We start from the raw sequence: 19111 nt of genomic DNA on the forward strand, positions 1-19111 counted from the left end.
TAAGGTTAAAGAGTGCCCCAGGCATTCGATTGAACGCCTTGGGGCATTGACTTTTGGGAGTTTTAGGGCACCACTGGGCACCCCACCCAAAACCGGTATCAGAATACTGGACGGGTAAACTCATCCATATTGTCTTGAGTGATTTTCGGCGTATCGAAATAGTTCAGGAAAGGAACGTCATTTCCTTCCAGAATTTCAATGGCGGTCAGCAGAGCCGCTTCTGCGTCATCTACAGGAGACTGGTAGATTGAACCCCAATAGTCGCCTTCAGCCATGGCATCGTAGCCGACAGAGAAATTGGTGGCGCCAACGAAAATGATGCCATCGCGACCTGCTGCGCGAGCAGCGTTCAGTGCGCCAACACCCATGTTGTCGTCGCCTGAATAGACGCCGTCGATGTCATCGTACTTGGTCAAGAAGGCTTCCATCACCTGTTGAGACCGCTCCCGGTTCCAGTCACCAGGTTGCGTTTCCATCAGGTCTACATTGGGGCAAACCTCGGGCAGACGGTCCTCAAAACCAGCCGCACGTTCAATAGCCGTGGTGTAACCAGGTTGTCCTGAGATTTGTACAACTTTGGCTTCGTTCTCGATCCCCATGTCCTTGAACTTGTCGCACATGATCTCGGCAGAGCGGCTGCCCTGGGTCACGTTATCCGGACCTGAGAAGGAGCGAATGAAATCAAAGCCCTGTTCAGCAATGTTTGAGTTGGTTACAACCACAGGGATACCGGCATTGTGGGCTCTGCGGACGGCCGGAATGACAGCTTCGCCATTGGTTGGCCAGATGATAATCGCGTCAACTTCCTGTTGAATGAGTGAATCCACCTGGGCAATTTGACGTGCAACATCACCCCCGGCGTCAAGCACGACGGCGCGAACCTCATCATTGGCGTCTGCGGCCGCGATAAAGGCGCTTTCATAGGTCGTCTGGTAGCTATCAACACCCACGTTATTCTGTGTGATACCAATTCTCATTTCGGCCACCGCCAGGGCTGGACCCATTAACACGGTGGCAGTTACAGCGGTTGCTAGTAGTGTTTTAGTGCTCATTTTTACTCTCCGTTATTTTTGTTCTGCTTTACTGCGTTACTGCTGCATCAGCTCGGTCAACGGCAAGTTACGCATTCCCAGTTTGAAACGGGCTGGATAACCATACCCCCGGCCGCATGTTGAAAAACCCCCCAATATATCCAGTTTGGATATACCATATCCATTTTGGACATCATAATGGTTAATATACTTACGCTCTCGGAGTATATTCAGTTCCCTAATAAGAACTAATTGCGGTCCACTGCATTTCAGTCGGCCCAGGCTAGGCACGGAGCGGTCTTTATGTCGTCAATGCACCACAACTCGGTAGACAGAATTTCGGTGTTGGCCGCCCCGGATGAAGGCGTATTGCGCTTCCTCGACTACATGGACGAGCACATGCTGGCCTTCGAGTCGGCTCATTCACTGTTCAAACCGAATGCCCATATTCGTATGTGTGTTGAGCTCCTGAGGCGTCATTTTCAGGGAAAAGTCACCTCGCCAACGCTGCTGATCGATATCAGTGGCGTACCCTATGCCACCGCTACCCGCCGGTTAAATGAACTGGTCGAATCAGGCTTGATTAACCGCAGAGCGCGCCACAAAAGCGAACGCAGCTTCACCTTGCACCCCAGCGATCAGCTTCTGTCTCTCTGGATCCAAATGGCCAAAGACAACAACCTGCTGATCAACAGTACGGTCAATCTGGCGGATCAAAAGCATGAGCCCGACGAACGTTTCTTTGGCAGTGACTACTTCACTGAACGCCTGGGGCCACCGCTGAATGTGCTGAGTACACCCCTGTCTCTGGCCGGCGGCCTGCGTATGCTGTCGCACAGCGACCCTACCTTCCTGATCATGAACAACCTCAAACGTCATTTCGAACTGATTGTTGGCTGCCCCATCCATCACCGTTCCTACTCCCTGGATAAGCTGTATGACGAAGCTGTTGAAAATTCGAGTCGTGACAAAAGCAGTTACGATCTGGTTGCAGTGAACTTCCCGTGGATTGGCGAATTTGCCGAGCGCGGCATGCTATTGCCACTGGATACACTGATCGACATCGAGGCACTGAGCCCGACAGACTTTCACGCAGCCAGCTGGCGGGCATCCCACTGGGGTGGCCGTTGCTATGGCATTCCGGTAGAGACGACCTCCGAAGTATTGATGTACCGGACCGATCTCTTTGCTCAGGAAGGCATTGAGCCGCCTACCACGATCGATGAGTTGTTAGCCGTTGCGGAAAAACTGCATAAACCGGAAAAGCAGATCTATGGTATCGCCTGGAACGCAGCGAGAGGCACCGCGCTGAGCCATACCTTTATGATGGCGATGGCCGATTTTGGTCAACCGATCATTGATTTGGCCCCGGATGGCGAAGAGTTTTCAATTGCGGGCCTGGGCAGTCACAAGTATCGATCAATGATCGATTCAGAGGCGGGCCTGTCTGCTGCAAGATTCCTGCTGGAGCTTCTGAAGTACTCGCCTCCGGGCATTCTGAACATGTCCTGGTATGAGCGCACCAAAAGTTATGCCCAGGGCCAGGTCGCAATGACCTACAGTTTTTCCCAGATGACGCCCTACTTCGAAGATGACGACAATTCCCCGGCCAAAGACAATACCGGCTTCATCGCGCACCCGGCCGGTTCGGGCAAGAAACCCATTTCTCCACTGGGCGGCTTTGTGCTGGGCATTCCCAGCAATTTAAGCGAGCGGCGCAGGCAGGAAGCCGCCATCGCACTGGAAACATTCACCTCAGAACGGGCTCAGAGCCTCTATGTCAAAAATGGCAGCCGCGGTTGTTCACGGTATTCGGCGAGCGAAGACCCCAACATCCGCATTAACTCACCGATCTTCGATGCGGTGGACCAATTGGCCATTCAGGACCAACTGCAGGCATGGCCAAGACCACCCACTCCCGAGTTTGGCGCGATAACCCAGTTCTGCGGCGTTGTATTGCACGAAATGCTGCGCGGGGTCATCACACCCGAAGAGGCCCTGTCTCGGGCTCACGAAGGTGTCCAAAAACTCATCGAAAACTGGCAATAACAACAACGCAGTAACACGGAAATTTTAAAACCAATAGACGGTTAACAACCCACTTCAAACAACAACAAGACTGGAGAGAAAAATGGATCCGAAAAGACTGGCAGGAAAAAACATCGTCATCACCGGTGCAGCTCAAGGTATGGGCGCAGCAAATGCCATGTACTTTGCCGCGCAAGGCGCCAACGTGGTACTGGGCGATTTGAATCTCGACGGTGCTCAAGCCGTGGCCGAGAGTATCAATGCAGCCGGCGTAGGCAAAGCCGTTGCAGTGTCCATGAACGTCACCAAACGCGAAGACCACACAGCCGCGGTTCAAGCCTGTGTTGATGCCTTTGGTTCAATCAATGTTTATCTGAACAATGCGGGTGTGAACAAGCCCAAGATGTTTCTGGACATTGATGACGACAACTGGGACCTGATCATGAATGTCAACGCCAAGGGTGTGCTCTATGGCATGCAGGAAGCGACTAAGCAAATGATCAAGCAAGGCCCAATGGAGGATCACCCGTACAAGATCATCAACGTTGGTAGCATTCTGTCCCGTGCCGCCTTTCTGGACGTCATCCCCTACTCTTGCTCGAAACATGCGGTGCTGGCCATGACTACGGGCGGTGCTAAAGCGCTCTGGGAGCATAAGATCACGGTTAACGGCTACGGCCCCGGGGTTGTAAAAACCGAATTGTGGGAACAACTGGACAAAGACCTGGTCGAGATCGGGATGTTTGAGAAAGAAGGCCAGTCGATGGACCACCTGGCCGAAACCATGATTCTGATGAAAAAACTGTCAACACCGGATGATGTCATCGGCACCGCAGCCTTCCTGTGCTCGGATGAAAGTGACTACATGACCGGCCAGCTACTGATGATTGATGGCGGCATCATCATGCAGTAAAGCCAACCGGCAATCAGCGCAGTACCCTGAGACACAGCGATCAGGCAGACAGGCTCTAACCTGACCGTTCCCGGTACTGCGCTGCGGCCACCTGGCTTGATGCACTTGCCCTCAATTTTCGCCATGCCGGACTTGCTGGCCGATGTCACAGAGCCGCCTGACCAACCACAGAGGTTTGCAATGAGTAACTCGAAGAAAAAATTGAGTGCGGACGAAGCGTTGAGAATGTTTCGCCAGATGGTTCGTATACGCACCTTTGAAAATAACGCGAATCAGCTCTATTTATCGGCAAAAATGCCCGGACTGACACACATGTATTCCGGGGAAGAAGCGGTCGCTGTTGGCATTTGTGAAGCACTGCTGCCAACCGACAAGATTACATCGACCCACCGCGGCCATGGCCACTGCGTAGCCAAAGGCGCAGACTTTAAAGCCATGTTCTGTGAGTTGCTCGGAAAGGAAGAGGGCTATTGCCGTGGTAAGGGCGGCTCCATGCACATTGCGGATCAGTCAAACGGAAACCTTGGCGCCAATGCGATTGTCGGCGGCTCGATGGGTATCGCAACCGGAGCAGCACTGACCTCCAAATTGAAGAAGACGGGCGATGTTGCCGTTTGTTTCTTCGGCGATGGTGCTACCGCCCAGGGGTTAATGTACGAAGTGATGAACATGGCTGCCCTATGGAACCTTCCGGTCATCTACGCCTGTGAAAACAATGGCTATTCGGAGTACACAAAAACTGAAGAAATTGCAGCCGGCTCCATTACGGCTCGAGCTGAAGCCTTTGGAATTGAATCGTATCAGGTCGATGGGCAGGACGTTATAGCCGTTAACGAGCTGTCGCAAAAACTGGTCGATCGAGCTCGAAAAGGTGAAGGGCCTTTTTTCCTCGAACTGATGACCTACCGGTACCACGGTCACCATGTGGGCGATATTAACCGTGAGTATTATCGTGCCAAGGATGAAGAAGCAGACTGGAAGGAAAACCGGGACCCAATCATTCGCATGCGCGCCTGGCTGGTTGACAACGGATATGCCACAGAGGAGGCATTGGATGAGCTTCACAAAGAAGTGACAGAAGATGCCGAGAATGCAGTCGAATATGCACTGAACGCCCCCTACCCGGATGTCTCGGAGGTGGACATGCACGTCTACACCGATATTGAGCATGTCTTAGCCTGAGGAGAACAGTATGCGGAAAATTACGTTATCAAAGGCCGTCAACGAAGCACTGGCTGAAGAGATGCGCCACGACGAGACGGTCATCATTCTCGGCGAAGACGTGGCAGAAGCCGGTACGCCGTTCAAGGTTCTATCAGGCCTGGTCGAAGAGTTTGGTACGGAACGCGTTATTGATACCCCCATTTCCGAACCCGGCTTTATGGGTATTGGGGTAGGTGCCGCCATGACGGGGATGCGTCCGGTTGTCGATTTGATGTTCGGTGACTTTATTTTTCTGATCATGGATCAGCTTTGCAACCAGGCCGCTAAAACTCACTACATGTCCGGTGGCAAACTGAGTGTCCCTCTGGTGCTGCGCACCAACATGGGGGCAACACGGCGCTCAGCGGCCCAGCATTCACAGTCGTTACACGCCATTGTTGCTCATATACCGGGCTTGAAAGTAGCGATGCCGTCTTCTGCGTATGAAGCCAAGGGCCTGCTGAAAACGGCCATTCGCGACAATAACCCGGTGGTCATTTTCGAAGACAAGCTGATGTATCAGGACTCAGCCGAAGTCCCTGAAGAGGAGTACAGCATTCCTTTCGGTGAAGCCTGCGTGAAACGCGAAGGCACAGACATCACCCTCATCGGCACCTCGTCGATGGTTCAGGTCTGTGAGAAAGCCGCTGAAATGCTTCAGGCGGTGGGCATCAGTGCCGAAGTCATCGACCCCCGCACCATAGTACCGCTCGATGAAAAAACCCTGGTTGAATCGGCCAAGAAGACCGGTCGGGTCATCGTGGTTGACGAAGGTCACCAGAGCTTTGGTGTGACCTCTGAAATCGCCAGCCGGATCAATGAAAAAGCCTTTTATCATCTGGATGCACCCACCACCCGAATCGGGGCGATGGATGTTCCGATTCCGTTCTCACCGGCCCTGGAGGACATTACTGTTCCGACACCGGAGCGGGTGTTCGAACAGGCCAAAAAGCTGGTCAGCGGGGAGCTAATCGATGCGGCATGACATCATCATGCCCGCGTTGGGCATGGCACAGGATACCGGAACCCTGCTCGCCTGGCACAAATCGGAGGGTGAGGCGGTAACTCAGGGTGAAACCCTATTCGAGGTGGAAACCGACAAAACCACCATGGAAGTGGAGGCGCCGGCCAGCGGCTTCCTGGTTGGCATTACGGCCAGTGACGGGGATGAGGTACCGGTGGGCCAGGTCATCGCCATCATCAGCGATTCGGCCGACACACCGGCCAAGGAACCTGACGCTGGAACCGAGTCTGCCAAAGCGGACGCCCCCGCGCAGGCCCTGCCAGAAGGTAAGCCGGTTATCATGCCCGTGCTCGGCATGTCTCAGGACTCGGGCGTGCTGGTCGGGTGGAACAAGGAACCCGGTGACGCCGTCAAACAGGATGACATTTTGTTCGAAGTGGAAACGGACAAAAGTGTGGTTGAGGTGCCTGCTGGCCTGGATGGCTACCTGGCTGCCCGACTGGCGGCCGCTGGCGATGACGTACCCACGGGTGAAACCATCGCCATTATCAGTGAAGGAAAGGTCGCTGACCCGGTTGACCGGGCTTATTCGCAATCGGCTACAACAACCGCCAGTACCGAAGAGCCGCCGGCCGAACAGGCGGCAACGCCCGCCGACACATCGCCTGCGCCCAAAAAGCCAGAAACCGCCAAGCGGCCTGCGCCTGCACCGGGTGATAAAATACTGGCCTCTCCCAAGTTGAAGCGCCTGGCCTACCAGGCTGGCTACGACCTGGCGTTGCTCGCCGCCACGGGTCACCCCCAACCCTTTCATGCCAGCGACTTTACAGCGCTCAAAGACGCTAATACATCGGCACACAAACGCACAGGAACGGCCGTAACCCATGAAGCGGTTACCCGGCTGTCCGCACGGGTATCACCGGTTGAACTCGACGCCTTTCTTGGCTGGGCTTCCGACCATGTTGAAGCGGCCAACGACGCGAGTGTCATTGCTGCCTTTGCCGGGGCCAGCCTGGGCGATCATTCGACGGTGCGAATTCACAGGCGAGGCATCAGTGAAACCTATGCTGCACACACGCAATTGTCGAAAACCGTGGCCACGGAAGGCGAGCCTGACCTGATCGTACACGATCTGCGGGGAACCCTAATATCCTCGGCGGAACTCCCACCCGACTCGGCTCCTGTCATCTCTATTGTGGGCTCTGGCAATGAATTGATACTGACACTGACCAGTATTGATTCTCTGTTGGCCGGAAAAGACGCCGCCGTCGTACTCGACAACTTTGCCGGACGCATGGCAGATCCACTTCGGCACCTCTTCTAAAGAAAGGTATTGGTATGTCACAACATAACGATTTCATCAAAACGGTTCCAACCGACCTTTATATCAATGGTCAGTTTGTTTCAGCGTCTGAAAATGGCCGCTTTGGCGTATTTAATCCGGCGACGGAAGAAGCGCTGGCATCCGTCGCATCAGCAGAAATTGCTGACGCCGATGCTGCCCTTGATGCCGCTGAAAAAGCCATGGTTGAGTGGGCAGCAAGAACACCGCGTGAACGCTCAGAAGTGCTTCGAAAAGCCTGGGAGTTGATTCAGGATCGGCTCGAAGAGTTCGCCTATCTGATCACACTGGAAAACGGCAAAGGTAAAACCGATGCCATGGGCGAAATTCGCTATGCCGCCGAATTCTTTCGCTGGTTCGCGGAAGAAGCCGTTCGGGCAGACGGCCTGATTGCCCATGCACCGGCTTCCGGCGCAAGAATCATCGTGCAACACAAGCCCGCGGGCTTAGCTGTGCTGGTCACACCCTGGAATTACCCGGCCGCGATGGGCACCCGGAAAATTGCGCCTGCGCTGGCCGCCGGCTGCGGTGTCATTATCAAACCCGCCGCTGAAACACCGCTGACGATGCTGGCACTGATGCCATTGCTTGAAGAGGCGGGTGTACCGGCGGGTCTGGTAAACGTCTTGCCCACCAGTAAGCCAGCCGAGGTTGTCGATCATATGATGCACGACCCTCGCGTTCGTGTTGTGTCTTTCACAGGCTCAACAGCGGTTGGTCGCAAGCTGCTCAAATCAGCGGCGGATCAGGTACTCACGCCCGCAATGGAGCTTGGTGGCAATGCCCCTGTCATCGTATTCGAAGATGCCGATATGGATACCGCCATTGAAGGCGTGATGCTCGCCAAAATGCGCAACCTGGGTGAAGCCTGTACAGCTGCCAACCGGGTTTACGTGCATAAAGATGTGGCTGACGAATTCACCAAACGCCTGACGCAAACAATGTCGGCGTTAAAGATCGGTAATGGTGCAGACCCGGATGTTGACGTAGGTGCACTGGTTAATCTGGATACGCTTGAAAAGGTGGTGGGCTTTGTCAACGATGCGGTCGCGAAAGGCGCCAAAGTAGAATGTGGCGGACAGCGGCTACCAGGAAAAGGCTTTTTCTTTCCGCCAACGGTGCTCTCCAATGTGCCGGAAAACGCTGACTGTGTGCACGATGAAATATTTGGGCCGGTCGTTGCCATTCAAACATTCGAAGATCAGGACGACGTGATTCGCCGGGCAAACGATACCGAGTATGGCCTTGTGGCCTACGTTTTTTCCGAAAACATGAAGCGTGCCATGCAAGTATGCGAACGGCTGGACTACGGCATGGTCGGCCTGAACCGTGGCCTTGTCAGCGACCCGGCTGCTCCGTTTGGTGGCAGTAAACAATCCGGCCTTGGTCGTGAGGGCGGTCATGAAGGCATGCTGGAATTCATGGAAACCCAGTACATCTCGGCAACCTGGTAAAGAGAGAGGATGTTCGCATGCACACTGTTGTTGCATCACCAAGCGTTCGAGCGCAAGCGCGTCGCTTATCGATCGATCTTCAAGCTCTGGCCGACCGACTGGGCAGAACCCAACTTACCATGGATGACCTCAACGGCCATCAGACACCGGAGCAGCCTGTGAACGGTTATAGCAGCTATTGGAACGTGGATCACCGTCAATTCGGACCGGTTGACGAGCAAAAGACCAGCAAAATCGACCGGGTTGCCGCTGCGAATTTGACCGCTGCCAATGCGGTGATTCCCCAGGTCACTCATCACGATGAGGTGGATGTCAGTGAAATCGAACGCCTACGCGCTCAGTATCGCAGTGAATCCTCCGCACGAGGGGTGAAACTGACGACACTGCCTTTCTTCGTGAAGGCATTGGCCGTTTCATTGAAAAAGTTTCCAAAGTTCAATGCGTCCCTGAGTTCAGACGGTGACATCCTCCATATGAAGAACTACGTTCATATCGGCATTGCAGTGGATACCGAACACGGACTGATGGTCCCGGTTATTCGGGATGCTGACAAAAAAGGCTTGTGGCAGATTGCGGCAGAGATCGTCGATCTGGCAACCCGCGCCAAGTCGAGAAAGCTGGGCCCGGATGAAATGGGGGGTGCCTCCATGACGATCACCAATCTTGGGGGAATAGGCGGTACTGGTTTCAGCCCAATCGTAAACCCGCCAGAGGTTGCGATTCTGGGTATTACCCGTATGCAGCAACAACCGGTATGGAATGGCGAAGCCTTCGTTGCAACACCGATAGTGCCACTGGACTTGAGTTATGATCATCGCGTCATTAACGGTGCCGTTGCCGCCCGTTTTCTCAATGACTATGCACGCAGCCTGGCGGACCCTCGTTTACTGTTGATATGAAGGGGGTCACCCTTTCGTATACGGTGAGTCAGTGCTGCCTGCTCGGGCGCGCTGTCACCATAACGTGTCCTCGCTGCAAACGTCAGGGCGCCTCGTTTTCACTGCCCGAGCGAAGCCGAAAGGTCCCTTCGCCAAAGGCGATCAGAGTACCGTCGGCATCGAACACCTCGCCACTGGACATAAAGGTTTTGCGACCACCACCACGCACCCGGCCAACGACAGTCAACATTCTTGACTGTACCGGGCTCACAAAGGTCGTGGTCATCGACAGCGTTACCGCCTTTCGTATCCAGTTCGGATCGGGGCTGTATAGCCCCGCAAAGCTCATGGCGGTATCCAGAAGCGATGCCAGAACACCCCCGTGAACGTAATCACTGCGGTTCAGGTGGTGCGCCTCAAGCTGCAGTTCAAGGGTTACGGTGCCGGGCTGCCGCTCTTTGACCACCCAGCCTATGAGTGCCTGATAGCCTGAGTACGGTTGTTCATCTGTCATTCACTGCTCACCCTTATTGGCCAGATCACGCAGCCGGCCTTTCAGAATTTTACCGGTAGCGGTCGCCGGCAATTGCTCCATGATGGTAATTTCACTGGGCCGTTTGTAGGGCGCCAGCTGATCGGTGATGAAGTCTTGCAGTTCCGCACCGCTCACGATAGACCCTGGGTCACACTGTACGTAAGCCACCACTTCTTCATTGCCCGACACTTGCCTGCCAACCACCGCCGACATGATGACCGACGGGTGTCGATTGAGCGCGGCTTCTACATCGGGCGGGTAAATATTGAAGCCTGAACGGATGATCAGCTCCTTGCTGCGGCTGACGATGTACAGCTGGCCTTCCCCATCAACCCTGGCGATGTCACCGGTATTCAGCCAACCGTCAGCGGTCAGACACCCCGCCGTTACCTCCGGCTGCCGATAGTAGCCCAGCATGATATTCGGGCCCCGTACCCACAGTTCGCCGGGTTCGACATCACTGGCTGGCTGGTTAGGCGCAGCCGCAGTGTCCAGAGGCTGTAGCCGGTATTCAAGCATGGGCAATACGGCGCCTACGGTGTTGTCTTCTGGCTGCTGATCGATCCGGGTCTGGCTGATGGTCGGGCTGGCTTCGGTGAGCCCGTAGCCGTTGTGCAAGGTCAGGTTGAATACCGCTTCCACCCGCTGCTTTGTTTCCAGGTCCAGCGGCGAACCGCCGGCGGACATATAGACCAGTGAGTCTTTGTTCAGTGGTTGCTTGCGGGTACGCAGGTGTTCGAGCATTTTCGCGTACATGGCCGGAACGCCTTGCAACACCGTGATCGATTCCTGATCGAGCGCTTCAAAAACGGCTTCAGGCGTGAACCTGGGTACGGCATACAGGCAAGCTCCGTTGTAGAGTGAGCCCATGCACACCGACGACAAACCAAACACATGGGACATCGGCAATACGCCATACACCCGCTGACCTTCCGTCAGGTGTCGCATCCCCCCGGAAATGGAGGCAATGTAGAGAATGCCACGATGGCTGAGCATCACGCCTTTTGGGCGACCCGTAGTACCGGAGGTGTAAATCAGAGCGGCCAACTGACGATGCCCTTCCGGATACACCGGGTCGGGTTGTACGTCCTGAACCGCACTGATCATGAGCTCACCCAGGCTTGGGTGCCTGTAAGGTTCTGCCTTATGCCGCTGACCGTGGTTCGCAGCCTCGGTGGATACCCCTGAGGTGAAGTAGATACGCTTGGGCAAACAGTCGTCAGCAATGGCGTCAACCTCGCTGGCTGACAAGCGCGGATTGACGATGGCAACGCTGGCATCAAGCTCGGTTGCGGCCAGTAACAGCACCACCAGTGCCCGACAGTTTTCGCTGACCACCATAATGCGATCACCCGGTTTAACCTGCTGTTCCGTCAACCAGGTTTTCGCCGTCACAATCTTGGCCGACAATTGCCGATAGTTCCAGCGAACCGACCCTTCCACCAGGGCGGGCTGCTCGGGTATGCGTTTCGCGTTGTCGTGAATACGAGTACTGAGCCGATCCGGCAATTCGGCCACGAGGTCGCTAGCCCAGCGACCGAAAATCAATTCATCCGGTGCCTGACGGGGAGTCGACCAGTCCATCAGCTGGCATCCCGCACCATGTTTCTGGCAATCACCAATTGCTGGATCTGACTGGTGCCTTCATAGATGCGGAACAAGCGAACGTCCCGGTAGAAGCGTTCGACCGCGTATTCGGCCATGTAACCGGCGCCGCCGTGAATCTGGACGGCCCGGTCTGCCACCCGGCCGACCATCTCCGAGCAGAACAATTTGCTGCAGGAGGCCAGGGTCGAGACGTTTTCGCCGGCGTCTTTGCGGCGGGCGCCATCGAGCACCATGCATTCGGCGGCGTAAGTTTCGGTTTTGCTGTCAGACAGCATCGCCTGTACCAGTTGCTGATCGGACAGGGGCACACCGAATTGCTTGCGCTCCATGGCATACCGCAGCGACTCGTCGATCAGGCGATTCGCCACGCCAACACACACCGCGGCAATGTGCAGTCGGCCACGGTCGAGCACTTTCATCGCCGTCTTAAAGCCCTGCCCTTCTTTGAGACCAATGATGTTGGCCGCCGGTACCCGACAGTCCTCAAAAATGATGTCGCAGGTATGAGAACCTTTCTGCCCCATTTTTTTGTCGATCGCCCCGCGGGATAAACCCGGGGTATTGCCTTCGACCACAAAGGCCGTAATGCCGCCTGCGCCTTTATTCGACGGGTCGGTCCGTGCCATAACGGTGAACAGATCCGCTTCAGGGCCGTTGGTAATGTAGCGTTTGGTGCCATTCAACACATAGTGATCACCATCGCGTATTGCCGTGGTTCTCAGGCTGGCCGCATCTGAACCGGAATCGGGTTCGGTCAGACAAAACGCACTGATGATCTCGCCAGTCGCCATTCGAGGGACGTAATAGTCTTTTTGTTCATCGGTGCCATCAATCAGAATGCCCTGGGCACCAATGCCGTTATTGGTGCCGAAAATGGAACGAAAGGCGGGCGATGTCTGCCCGATCTCCATCGCGACCCGGACTTCCTCTTCCATGGTCAGACCCAGACCGCCGTAGGCTTCCGGAATGGCCAGCCCAAACAGGCCGATGTCTTTCATTTCCTGAACGATGTCTGCCGGTACCTGATCGGTTTCAGCCAGCACGGCTTCATTGGGAATCAGTCGCTCACGCACAAACTTTCGCAGCGTACCCAGTATTTGGTCCAGTGTTTCCTGATCTCTGATCATGGTTGATCGTCTCCGCGTGCTATTTTTGTTATTCCGCTATGCGGTATCTTCTTCCGCATATATTGCGCCAAACTTTTACATAGCCTAGGATGTCAGTCAATCATTAGAATCCAGTTTTTCAGAGCGGAACCCATCCACCGGGTCCGCCATAACAATAAAACGCATAGGTCACAGGAAATTCCATTATGTCGAGTGAACACCCTACTTCGACGCCAGCGTCACTGACGGTCAAACGTCTGGGCATCGTCGGTACCGGCGCCATGGGTCGGGGCATTGCCCAAATTGCCGCTGAAGCGGGGCTTGAGGTCATCTTGTACGATCAAAATGCCCGGGCGACGACCGCCGCAATCGACTTCGTCTCGGGCCTCTGGCAGAAGAAAGTCAGTAAGAACAAGCTGACCGAGGCAGACCACGACCGACTGCTGGCCCACCTGATACCCGGAGCCGAGCTTGCCAATCTGGCCGATTGCGACGTCATCATCGAGGCCATTGTTGAAAAGGTAGAGGTCAAACAAAGCCTGTTTTCAGAGCTGGAAGGCCTGGTCGGCGACGACACCATTCTGGCAACCAACACCTCATCGCTGTCGGTGACCGACATCGCCTCTGGCTGCAAGCGGCCGGAACAGGTGATCGGGTTTCATTTCTTCAACCCGGTGCCGCTGATGAAGATCGTCGAAGTGATTCCGGGCATCAAAACCGCACCTGAAGTCACCGGGCGCATGACAGCGCTCGGGCAGCAGCTTGGACATTTCACCGCACACACCACCGACACACCGGGGTTTCTCGTGAACCATGCTGGCCGCGCCTTCGGCACCGAAGCCTTGCGGATACTGTCAGAAGGCAGCGCCAGCTGTGCCGACATCGACCGCATCATGACCGACCAGGGCGGGTTCAGAATGGGCCCTTTTACCCTGATGGATCTCACCGGGCTCGATGTTTCCAGTGCCGTTATGGAATCCATTTACCACCAGTACTATCAGGAACCCCGGTATCGACCAGCGCAATTGATACGCCCGCGTGTCAGTGCCGGGCTGCTGGGTCGAAAGACGAGCGCGGGCTTCTACGCCTACGAAAATGGGCAGCAAGTGATGCCCGACGAACCCCCCATCGAGCGCACCCCGCCCTGCCCGGTCTGGATCAGCTCCGAGGATGAACCCAGCCATGCCCTGCTAACATCGCTGGTCGAAACGGCTGGCTGGCCCCTGGCCGATACAGCTCAGGACCCTCAGGCACTGTGCCTGATAACACCCTGGGGTGAAGACATCACCGGCTGCGCCCTGCGGCAAGGGCTGCCACCGGCACGTACCCTGGGTATCGACATGCTGGCGGGTCTCGATAAACGCCGCAGCGTCATGACCAGCCCGGCTACGGAACCTGGTTTCACCCGGGCCGCCACGACGCTGCTCAGTGAGGATGGCAGCGCCATCACCCGCCTGAAAGACAGCCAGGGGTTCGTGTTGCAACGCATCATCGCTTGCATCGTCAACATCGGCTGCGATATGGCGCAGCAGGGCATTGCAGAACCCGCCACCATCAACCGGGCCGTAGAACTGGGCCTGGGCTACCCCAAAGGCCCCCTGGCCTTGGGCGACCACTTCGGCCCGGGCCTCATTCTCGAGATATTGAACAACCTGTTGAACGTCACCGGTGATCCGCGTTACCGCCCCAGCCCCTGGCTGCGCCGCCGGGCCTTGCTTGGCCTGCCGCTGACGACTGAAGAACGCTAATCGCCCTACTGACCGAGGTACATTATGCAAGACGCCTACATTTACGACGGAATTCGAACGCCCTTTGGCCGGTTTGGCGGAAAACTCTCCAGCGTGCGGCCAGACGACCTGCTCGCCCTGGCGATCAGCACCCTGGTGCAACGCACCCCCTTTAACCCCGACCACTATGAAGATGTGGTGGCAGGCTGCACCAACCAGGCCGGTGAGGACTCCCGTAACGTCGCGCGGCATGCCGGGCTTCTCTCTGGTCTACCCGTTTCTGTGGCCGGCCAGACCGTCAACCGGCTGTGCGGCAGTGGCCTGGCCGCCGTCATCGATACTTCCCGTGCCATTCGCTGTGAAGAGGGCGGCCTGTACATTGCCGGGGGTGTTGAGAGCATGAGCCGTGCGCCCTACGTTCTGGCCAAAGCCGAAAGCCCCTTTGCCCGCAACCAGACGATGTATGACACGGTGATCGGTGCCCGTTTTGCCAACCCCCGCATTCAGGAACAGTTTGGTCTCGACAGTATGCCTGAAACCGCCGACAACATTGCCGCCGACATGGGTCTGCCGCGCGACCAGGCGGATGCCTTTGCGGCCCGCTCCCAGGCGCTCTATCAAAAAGCACTGGCTCAGGGCTTTTACGACGAAGAGTTGCTTGAGGTGGAAGTCAGCCAGGGACGGAAAAAGCCCGCGCTTCAGGTTACCCGGGATGAACACCCGCGCGCAGAAAGCACTGCTGACACGCTCGCAAGACTGCCACCCTTATTCACGGATGGAGTGGTTACCGCGGGGAATGCCTCCGGCATCAACGATGGTGCGGCGGCCCTGATTCTCGGCAGCCAGCAGGCCGGCAACGATGCCGGCATCAAACCCCGGGGTCGTATCGTCAGTTGCGCGGTAGCCGGCGTTGAACCCAGAGTCATGGGACTGGGCCCGGTGCCCGCCTCGCGCAAGGCACTGGCGCTGGCCGGTTTGACATTGAACGATATGGACGTGATTGAAATCAACGAAGCCTTTGCGGTGCAGGTGATGGGTTGTGCACAGCATCTGGGGCTGGCCTTTGATGACGCTCGCCTGAATGCCCATGGTGGTGCCATTGCCATCGGTCACCCTCTGGGCGCTTCCGGTGCCCGGCTCGCGCTGACGGCCCTGAGACACCTTGAAGCACAGCAAACCCGATACGCTCTGGTCACCATGTGCATTGGGGTGGGCCAGGGTATTGCTGTGATCATTGAGCGTTGTCGCTGATGTTACCAAACAATGGCTGAGTTACCATGTGGCAATGGGCCGCGCCGAATGCCGGTAGTGCCTCTGAGGGGTCGGCGTAGATCCATCCGTGGAGCCTAGGCCGCAGCATCCCTGCTGCGGACTCCCCCTCAGAGGCACTACCGGCACTCGTCGCTCGTCAACTCAGCAAATCCAAAACTTGAGTTAATATCTAAAGAGTGATGCCTTCACATGCAAGACGATCAACCCGAAGAAAAAGACCGTAATTTTGTCACTGCCCTGGCTCGTGGGCTTGAGTTACTGCGCGCCTTTGAAGCGGGTGAAACCTACCTGGGTAATGGTGAACTGTCGAAACGCACCGGTATTCCCAAACCCAGTGTGTCTCGTCTCACTTACACACTCACCCAACTGGGCTACCTGAAATACAACAGCCACCTGGAAAAATATCTGCTCGGCCCGGGTGTGCTGGCGCTGGGTTACCGGTTTTTCGCCAGCCATGGCATTCGCCAGCTGGCTCGGCCCTATATGCAGGAGCTGGCCAATTCGACGGACTGTGCCATTGCGCTGGGCGATGTCGACCGCAACGCAATTACCTATGTGGAAGTGTGCCAGGGTACTGGCCCGCTGGTGATGCGTCTGGAGGCAGGTTCGCGCCTGCCTGTAGTGAGCACGGCGATTGGCCGGGCGTGGTTGTGTGGCGTTAGTGAGCAGCGTCGCACTGCATTTCTGGAACAGCTCAAGACAGCCGACCCAAAGCAGTGGGAGGCGGCACAGGGCGTCATTGACAAGAGCCTGGCGGATTATCAGCGCTATGGTTTTGTGTTTTCCGAGGGCGATTGGGAGAACGAAATCAGCGCCGTTGCCGTGCCGTTAATTCTTGAAGGCGGTTCTGAGGTAATGGCCATCAACTGCGGCGGCGCGTCGCTCAGGTTGACCCATCAGATTCTGACTGAAAAGCTGGGGCCGCGCTTAAAACGTCTGGCCAGCTCCATTCAGGATCAATTGAAACACGGCTAAACCGATGACTGCGCAGCCCGTTGCTGCGCGATCATTCTACCCAGCGATGTCACCCACTACGCGACCGCTTGTTTCCCCTGGCCCCACCGGGCCAGCCCGATCGCGGGCAGCAAGCAGGCCGCGGCTATCAGCAGCAATTGCCACTGTGTCACTGGAATCAAATCCCCCCCGCCCGGCAAGGCCAGTGCAAGGCCGGCAATCAGGACCAGACCACGAACGACAATTTCCTGGGCAATGCCATAGCCCAATCGACCCACGCCAATCATGTACCCTTGCATGGCCGATGCGAAAAAGACAATACCGACCACCGCCTGCACAAAGACAATCGCAATCTCCAGTGCCTCGCCCTGCATAATCAGCGCCGGGTTCAATACAAACAGAAACGGGATAAAGTAAATGACACTGCCCAGCTTCATCGCCTGAAGACCGGTTTCTATCGGACGAGCGCCGGCGACTGTTGCCGCTGCGAACGCGCCAAGCGCCACCGGCGGTGTGATAAAGCTAAGCATGCCCCAGTAGAGAATGAACAGGTGCACCGCCATTGGGTCCAGACCCGCTCCCCGTGTCAGCGCCGGAGCCAGGGCAACGGCCAGAAAAATGTAGGCCGCCGTTACCGTCATGCCAATACCGAGTACGAAACTGGTCAGCGCACCCATCAACAGCAGCAGCAACACACTGCCACCGGCCAGGAAAATCAGATCATTGGCGATGGTTCCGGACAAGCCGGTGATCGACAAGGCCCCTACCAACAAGCCGACACCGACCAGGATCGCCGTTAACTCAGCAAATAATTTCGCGCCATCCGTCAGGGCCATGTAAGCCTGCTTCCAGCCCCACCGATGTTTCTTCGAAAACTGATTCAACACCAGCAACAACGCCGTTGCATAAAACGGCGCAACGGCTTCACGCTGCATCACCAGCAACATCCAGATCAACAGGGCAAACACGAAAATGAAATACCAGCCTTCCTTCAACGTAGTCGACAAGGTCGGCAGATCTTCCTTTGGCAACCCCTCCAGCTCATTGCGAGCCGAATAAGCGTCTATTTGAATAAAAAGCCCGAGAAAATACAAAACGGACGGGATAATCGCGGCCAGCACGACGGCTGAATAGGGGACGTTCAGAAACATCGCCATAACAAAAGCGGTTGCCCCCATTACCGGGGGCATAAGCACACCACCGGTAGACGCACAGGCCTCGACACCGGCCGCAAAAGACCGCTTCATGCCGATGCGCCGCATGGCAGGAATGGACAACGTACCGGTGGTCAGAACATTGCTGATCACACTGCCACTCATCGAGCCCATCAACCCGCTTGAAAAAATGGACACCTTGGCCGGACCGCCTCTAACGTGGCCCAGTACCGAGAACGCCAGGTTGATAAAAAACTCGCCGCCACCGGTTTTCTGCAACACTACGCCAAACACCAGAAAGCCAACCACCAGGCTGGCGAACGCTTGCAGTGGAATGCCCATGACACTTTCGGTGCTCATGGTGTGATACATGGCGGTTTCCGACAACGAGCTTGAAAACGCCTGAATCGGGCCAGGCATAACGTCAGCAACCAGCGGATACAGAGAAAAAACAGCCGCGATAATGGCGATTGGCCAGCCACCGGCACGGCGCGCCGCTTCAATAATCAGCACCCAGAACAGGTAGCTGAAATAGATGGCCAAGTCGGGTGCGGCAAATGCCCAGCCACGCTCAAGAATCGGTTCGGCGTGTATGACAAAATACGCGCCGGTGATCAGCGTCAGAAGGCTCAGCGCATAGTCATACCAGGGCACCGGCTTTGACGCCAGGGAAGGCACTGCAGGCCACAACAGAAAGACCAGTGGCAACAACAAGGTCACCACCGAATAATAGAATTGCGTTTCCAGACTGGAGACGAACAAAAACCAGCCAAAATTGAATAAGTAATCCAGTGTCATGACCAACAACAGGCTGGTTATCGCGGCCGGCAACCATGCCAGGAAAGTGGGTAAGGCGCGGATGCTGATGGTTTTTTCTGAATCTGGCGCGTTATGGTCTGTCTCGTCGGGACGGACAGGGTTACCCTGAGCCTTGGTCGTCAT

Annotated in this window: 15 protein-coding genes; 10 read left to right on the forward strand and 5 right to left on the reverse strand. The window is 56.1% G+C overall.

Annotation, left to right across the window (positions count from 1 at the left end):
- Positions 1-98: 98 nt before the first annotated feature.
- Positions 99-1052 carry a sugar ABC transporter substrate-binding protein gene (locus ABJT94_RS01850; RefSeq protein ID WP_348475980.1) on the reverse strand — a complete coding sequence of 318 codons (954 nt, stop codon included), beginning with the start codon at positions 1050-1052 and terminating at the stop codon, positions 99-101.
- 282 nt (positions 1053-1334) lie between these two features.
- On the opposite strand from ABJT94_RS01850, the gene ABJT94_RS01855 reads away from it, so the two are divergent.
- From ABJT94_RS01855 to ABJT94_RS01885, 7 genes are all read left to right on the forward strand, one after another.
- On the forward strand, positions 1335-3080 hold the full coding sequence (locus tag ABJT94_RS01855) for an extracellular solute-binding protein (protein WP_348475981.1): 1746 nt from the start codon (positions 1335-1337) through the stop codon (positions 3078-3080).
- A gap of 82 nt (positions 3081-3162) precedes the next feature.
- Entirely contained in the window at positions 3163-3972 is an 810-nt protein-coding gene (locus ABJT94_RS01860; protein WP_348475982.1) for an SDR family oxidoreductase, read from the forward strand.
- A 99-nt stretch (positions 3973-4071) separates the two neighbouring features.
- Complete coding sequence (locus tag ABJT94_RS01865) at positions 4072-5154, forward strand: thiamine pyrophosphate-dependent dehydrogenase E1 component subunit alpha (RefSeq protein WP_348476039.1); 1083 nt, start codon at positions 4072-4074, stop codon at positions 5152-5154.
- 10 nt (positions 5155-5164) lie between these two features.
- Positions 5165-6160: an alpha-ketoacid dehydrogenase subunit beta gene (locus tag ABJT94_RS01870; RefSeq protein WP_348475983.1), complete on the forward strand. Its 996-nt coding sequence runs from the start codon at positions 5165-5167 to the stop codon at positions 6158-6160.
- Positions 6150-7463 (forward strand): biotin/lipoyl-containing protein, encoded by a 1314-nt coding sequence (locus tag ABJT94_RS01875; RefSeq protein WP_348475984.1) that lies wholly within the window; start codon positions 6150-6152, stop codon positions 7461-7463. Before ABJT94_RS01870 ends, ABJT94_RS01875 begins: the two co-directional genes overlap by 11 nt.
- 14 nt (positions 7464-7477) lie before the next feature.
- Positions 7478-8935, forward strand: a complete 1458-nt coding sequence (locus ABJT94_RS01880) for an NAD-dependent succinate-semialdehyde dehydrogenase (RefSeq protein WP_348475985.1) — start codon at positions 7478-7480, stop codon at positions 8933-8935.
- 17 nt (positions 8936-8952) lie between these two features.
- Positions 8953-9834: a 2-oxo acid dehydrogenase subunit E2 gene (locus ABJT94_RS01885; protein ID WP_348475986.1), complete on the forward strand. Its 882-nt coding sequence runs from the start codon at positions 8953-8955 to the stop codon at positions 9832-9834.
- Positions 9835-9916: 82 nt separating this feature from the next.
- Here the strand turns inward: ABJT94_RS01885 and ABJT94_RS01890 are convergent, their stop codons facing one another.
- From ABJT94_RS01890 to ABJT94_RS01900, 3 genes are read right to left on the reverse strand one after another with little or no spacing between them, the layout of a single operon-like run.
- Positions 9917-10327, reverse strand: a complete 411-nt coding sequence (locus ABJT94_RS01890) for a PaaI family thioesterase (RefSeq protein WP_348475987.1) — start codon at positions 10325-10327, stop codon at positions 9917-9919.
- Positions 10328-11932, reverse strand: a complete 1605-nt coding sequence (locus ABJT94_RS01895) for an AMP-binding protein (protein WP_348475988.1) — start codon at positions 11930-11932, stop codon at positions 10328-10330.
- Positions 11932-13083, reverse strand: a complete 1152-nt coding sequence (locus tag ABJT94_RS01900) for an acyl-CoA dehydrogenase family protein (protein WP_348475989.1) — start codon at positions 13081-13083, stop codon at positions 11932-11934. Before ABJT94_RS01900 ends, ABJT94_RS01895 begins: the two co-directional genes overlap by 1 nt.
- A gap of 185 nt (positions 13084-13268) precedes the next feature.
- Here ABJT94_RS01900 and ABJT94_RS01905 point away from each other — a divergent pair, with 185 nt between their 5' ends.
- The 3 genes from ABJT94_RS01905 (at position 13269) to ABJT94_RS01915 (ending at position 17036) form a co-directional block, all read left to right on the forward strand.
- Positions 13269-14810 (forward strand): 3-hydroxyacyl-CoA dehydrogenase, encoded by a 1542-nt coding sequence (locus ABJT94_RS01905; protein WP_348475991.1) that lies wholly within the window; start codon positions 13269-13271, stop codon positions 14808-14810.
- A gap of 24 nt (positions 14811-14834) precedes the next feature.
- The gene (locus ABJT94_RS01910) at positions 14835-16040 is read left to right on the forward strand and encodes a 3-oxoadipyl-CoA thiolase (RefSeq protein WP_348475993.1); all 1206 of its coding nucleotides are present in this window, start codon (positions 14835-14837) and stop codon (positions 16038-16040) included.
- Positions 16041-16250: 210 nt separating this feature from the next.
- Positions 16251-17036: an IclR family transcriptional regulator gene (locus ABJT94_RS01915; RefSeq protein WP_348475994.1), complete on the forward strand. Its 786-nt coding sequence runs from the start codon at positions 16251-16253 to the stop codon at positions 17034-17036.
- A gap of 56 nt (positions 17037-17092) precedes the next feature.
- Here the strand turns inward: ABJT94_RS01915 and ABJT94_RS01920 are convergent, their stop codons facing one another.
- Positions 17093-19111 (reverse strand): TRAP transporter fused permease subunit, encoded by a 2019-nt coding sequence (locus ABJT94_RS01920; RefSeq protein WP_348475995.1) that lies wholly within the window; start codon positions 19109-19111, stop codon positions 17093-17095.

Origin of the sequence: Saccharospirillum sp. (assembly GCF_039982735.1) — a bacterium.
Taxonomy (GTDB): Bacteria; Pseudomonadota; Gammaproteobacteria; order Pseudomonadales; family Natronospirillaceae; genus Saccharospirillum.

What these genes read in the sequence shown, in the direction of transcription:
- ABJT94_RS01850 (WP_348475980.1), bottom strand. Translation starts at nt 1,052, where the DNA reads ATGAGCACTAAAACACTACTAGCAACCGCTGTAACTGCCACCGTGTTA.
- ABJT94_RS01855 (WP_348475981.1), top strand. Translation starts at nt 1,335, where the DNA reads ATGTCGTCAATGCACCACAACTCGGTAGACAGAATTTCGGTGTTGGCC.
- ABJT94_RS01860 (WP_348475982.1), top strand. Translation starts at nt 3,163, where the DNA reads ATGGATCCGAAAAGACTGGCAGGAAAAAACATCGTCATCACCGGTGCA.
- ABJT94_RS01865 (WP_348476039.1), top strand. Translation starts at nt 4,072, where the DNA reads ATGCACTTGCCCTCAATTTTCGCCATGCCGGACTTGCTGGCCGATGTC.
- ABJT94_RS01870 (WP_348475983.1), top strand. Translation starts at nt 5,165, where the DNA reads ATGCGGAAAATTACGTTATCAAAGGCCGTCAACGAAGCACTGGCTGAA.
- ABJT94_RS01875 (WP_348475984.1), top strand. Translation starts at nt 6,150, where the DNA reads ATGCGGCATGACATCATCATGCCCGCGTTGGGCATGGCACAGGATACC.
- ABJT94_RS01880 (WP_348475985.1), top strand. Translation starts at nt 7,478, where the DNA reads ATGTCACAACATAACGATTTCATCAAAACGGTTCCAACCGACCTTTAT.
- ABJT94_RS01885 (WP_348475986.1), top strand. Translation starts at nt 8,953, where the DNA reads ATGCACACTGTTGTTGCATCACCAAGCGTTCGAGCGCAAGCGCGTCGC.
- ABJT94_RS01890 (WP_348475987.1), bottom strand. Translation starts at nt 10,327, where the DNA reads ATGACAGATGAACAACCGTACTCAGGCTATCAGGCACTCATAGGCTGG.
- ABJT94_RS01895 (WP_348475988.1), bottom strand. Translation starts at nt 11,932, where the DNA reads ATGGACTGGTCGACTCCCCGTCAGGCACCGGATGAATTGATTTTCGGT.
- ABJT94_RS01900 (WP_348475989.1), bottom strand. Translation starts at nt 13,083, where the DNA reads ATGATCAGAGATCAGGAAACACTGGACCAAATACTGGGTACGCTGCGA.
- ABJT94_RS01905 (WP_348475991.1), top strand. Translation starts at nt 13,269, where the DNA reads ATGTCGAGTGAACACCCTACTTCGACGCCAGCGTCACTGACGGTCAAA.
- ABJT94_RS01910 (WP_348475993.1), top strand. Translation starts at nt 14,835, where the DNA reads ATGCAAGACGCCTACATTTACGACGGAATTCGAACGCCCTTTGGCCGG.
- ABJT94_RS01915 (WP_348475994.1), top strand. Translation starts at nt 16,251, where the DNA reads ATGCAAGACGATCAACCCGAAGAAAAAGACCGTAATTTTGTCACTGCC.
- ABJT94_RS01920 (WP_348475995.1), bottom strand. Translation starts at nt 19,111, where the DNA reads ATGACGACCAAGGCTCAGGGTAACCCTGTCCGTCCCGACGAGACAGAC.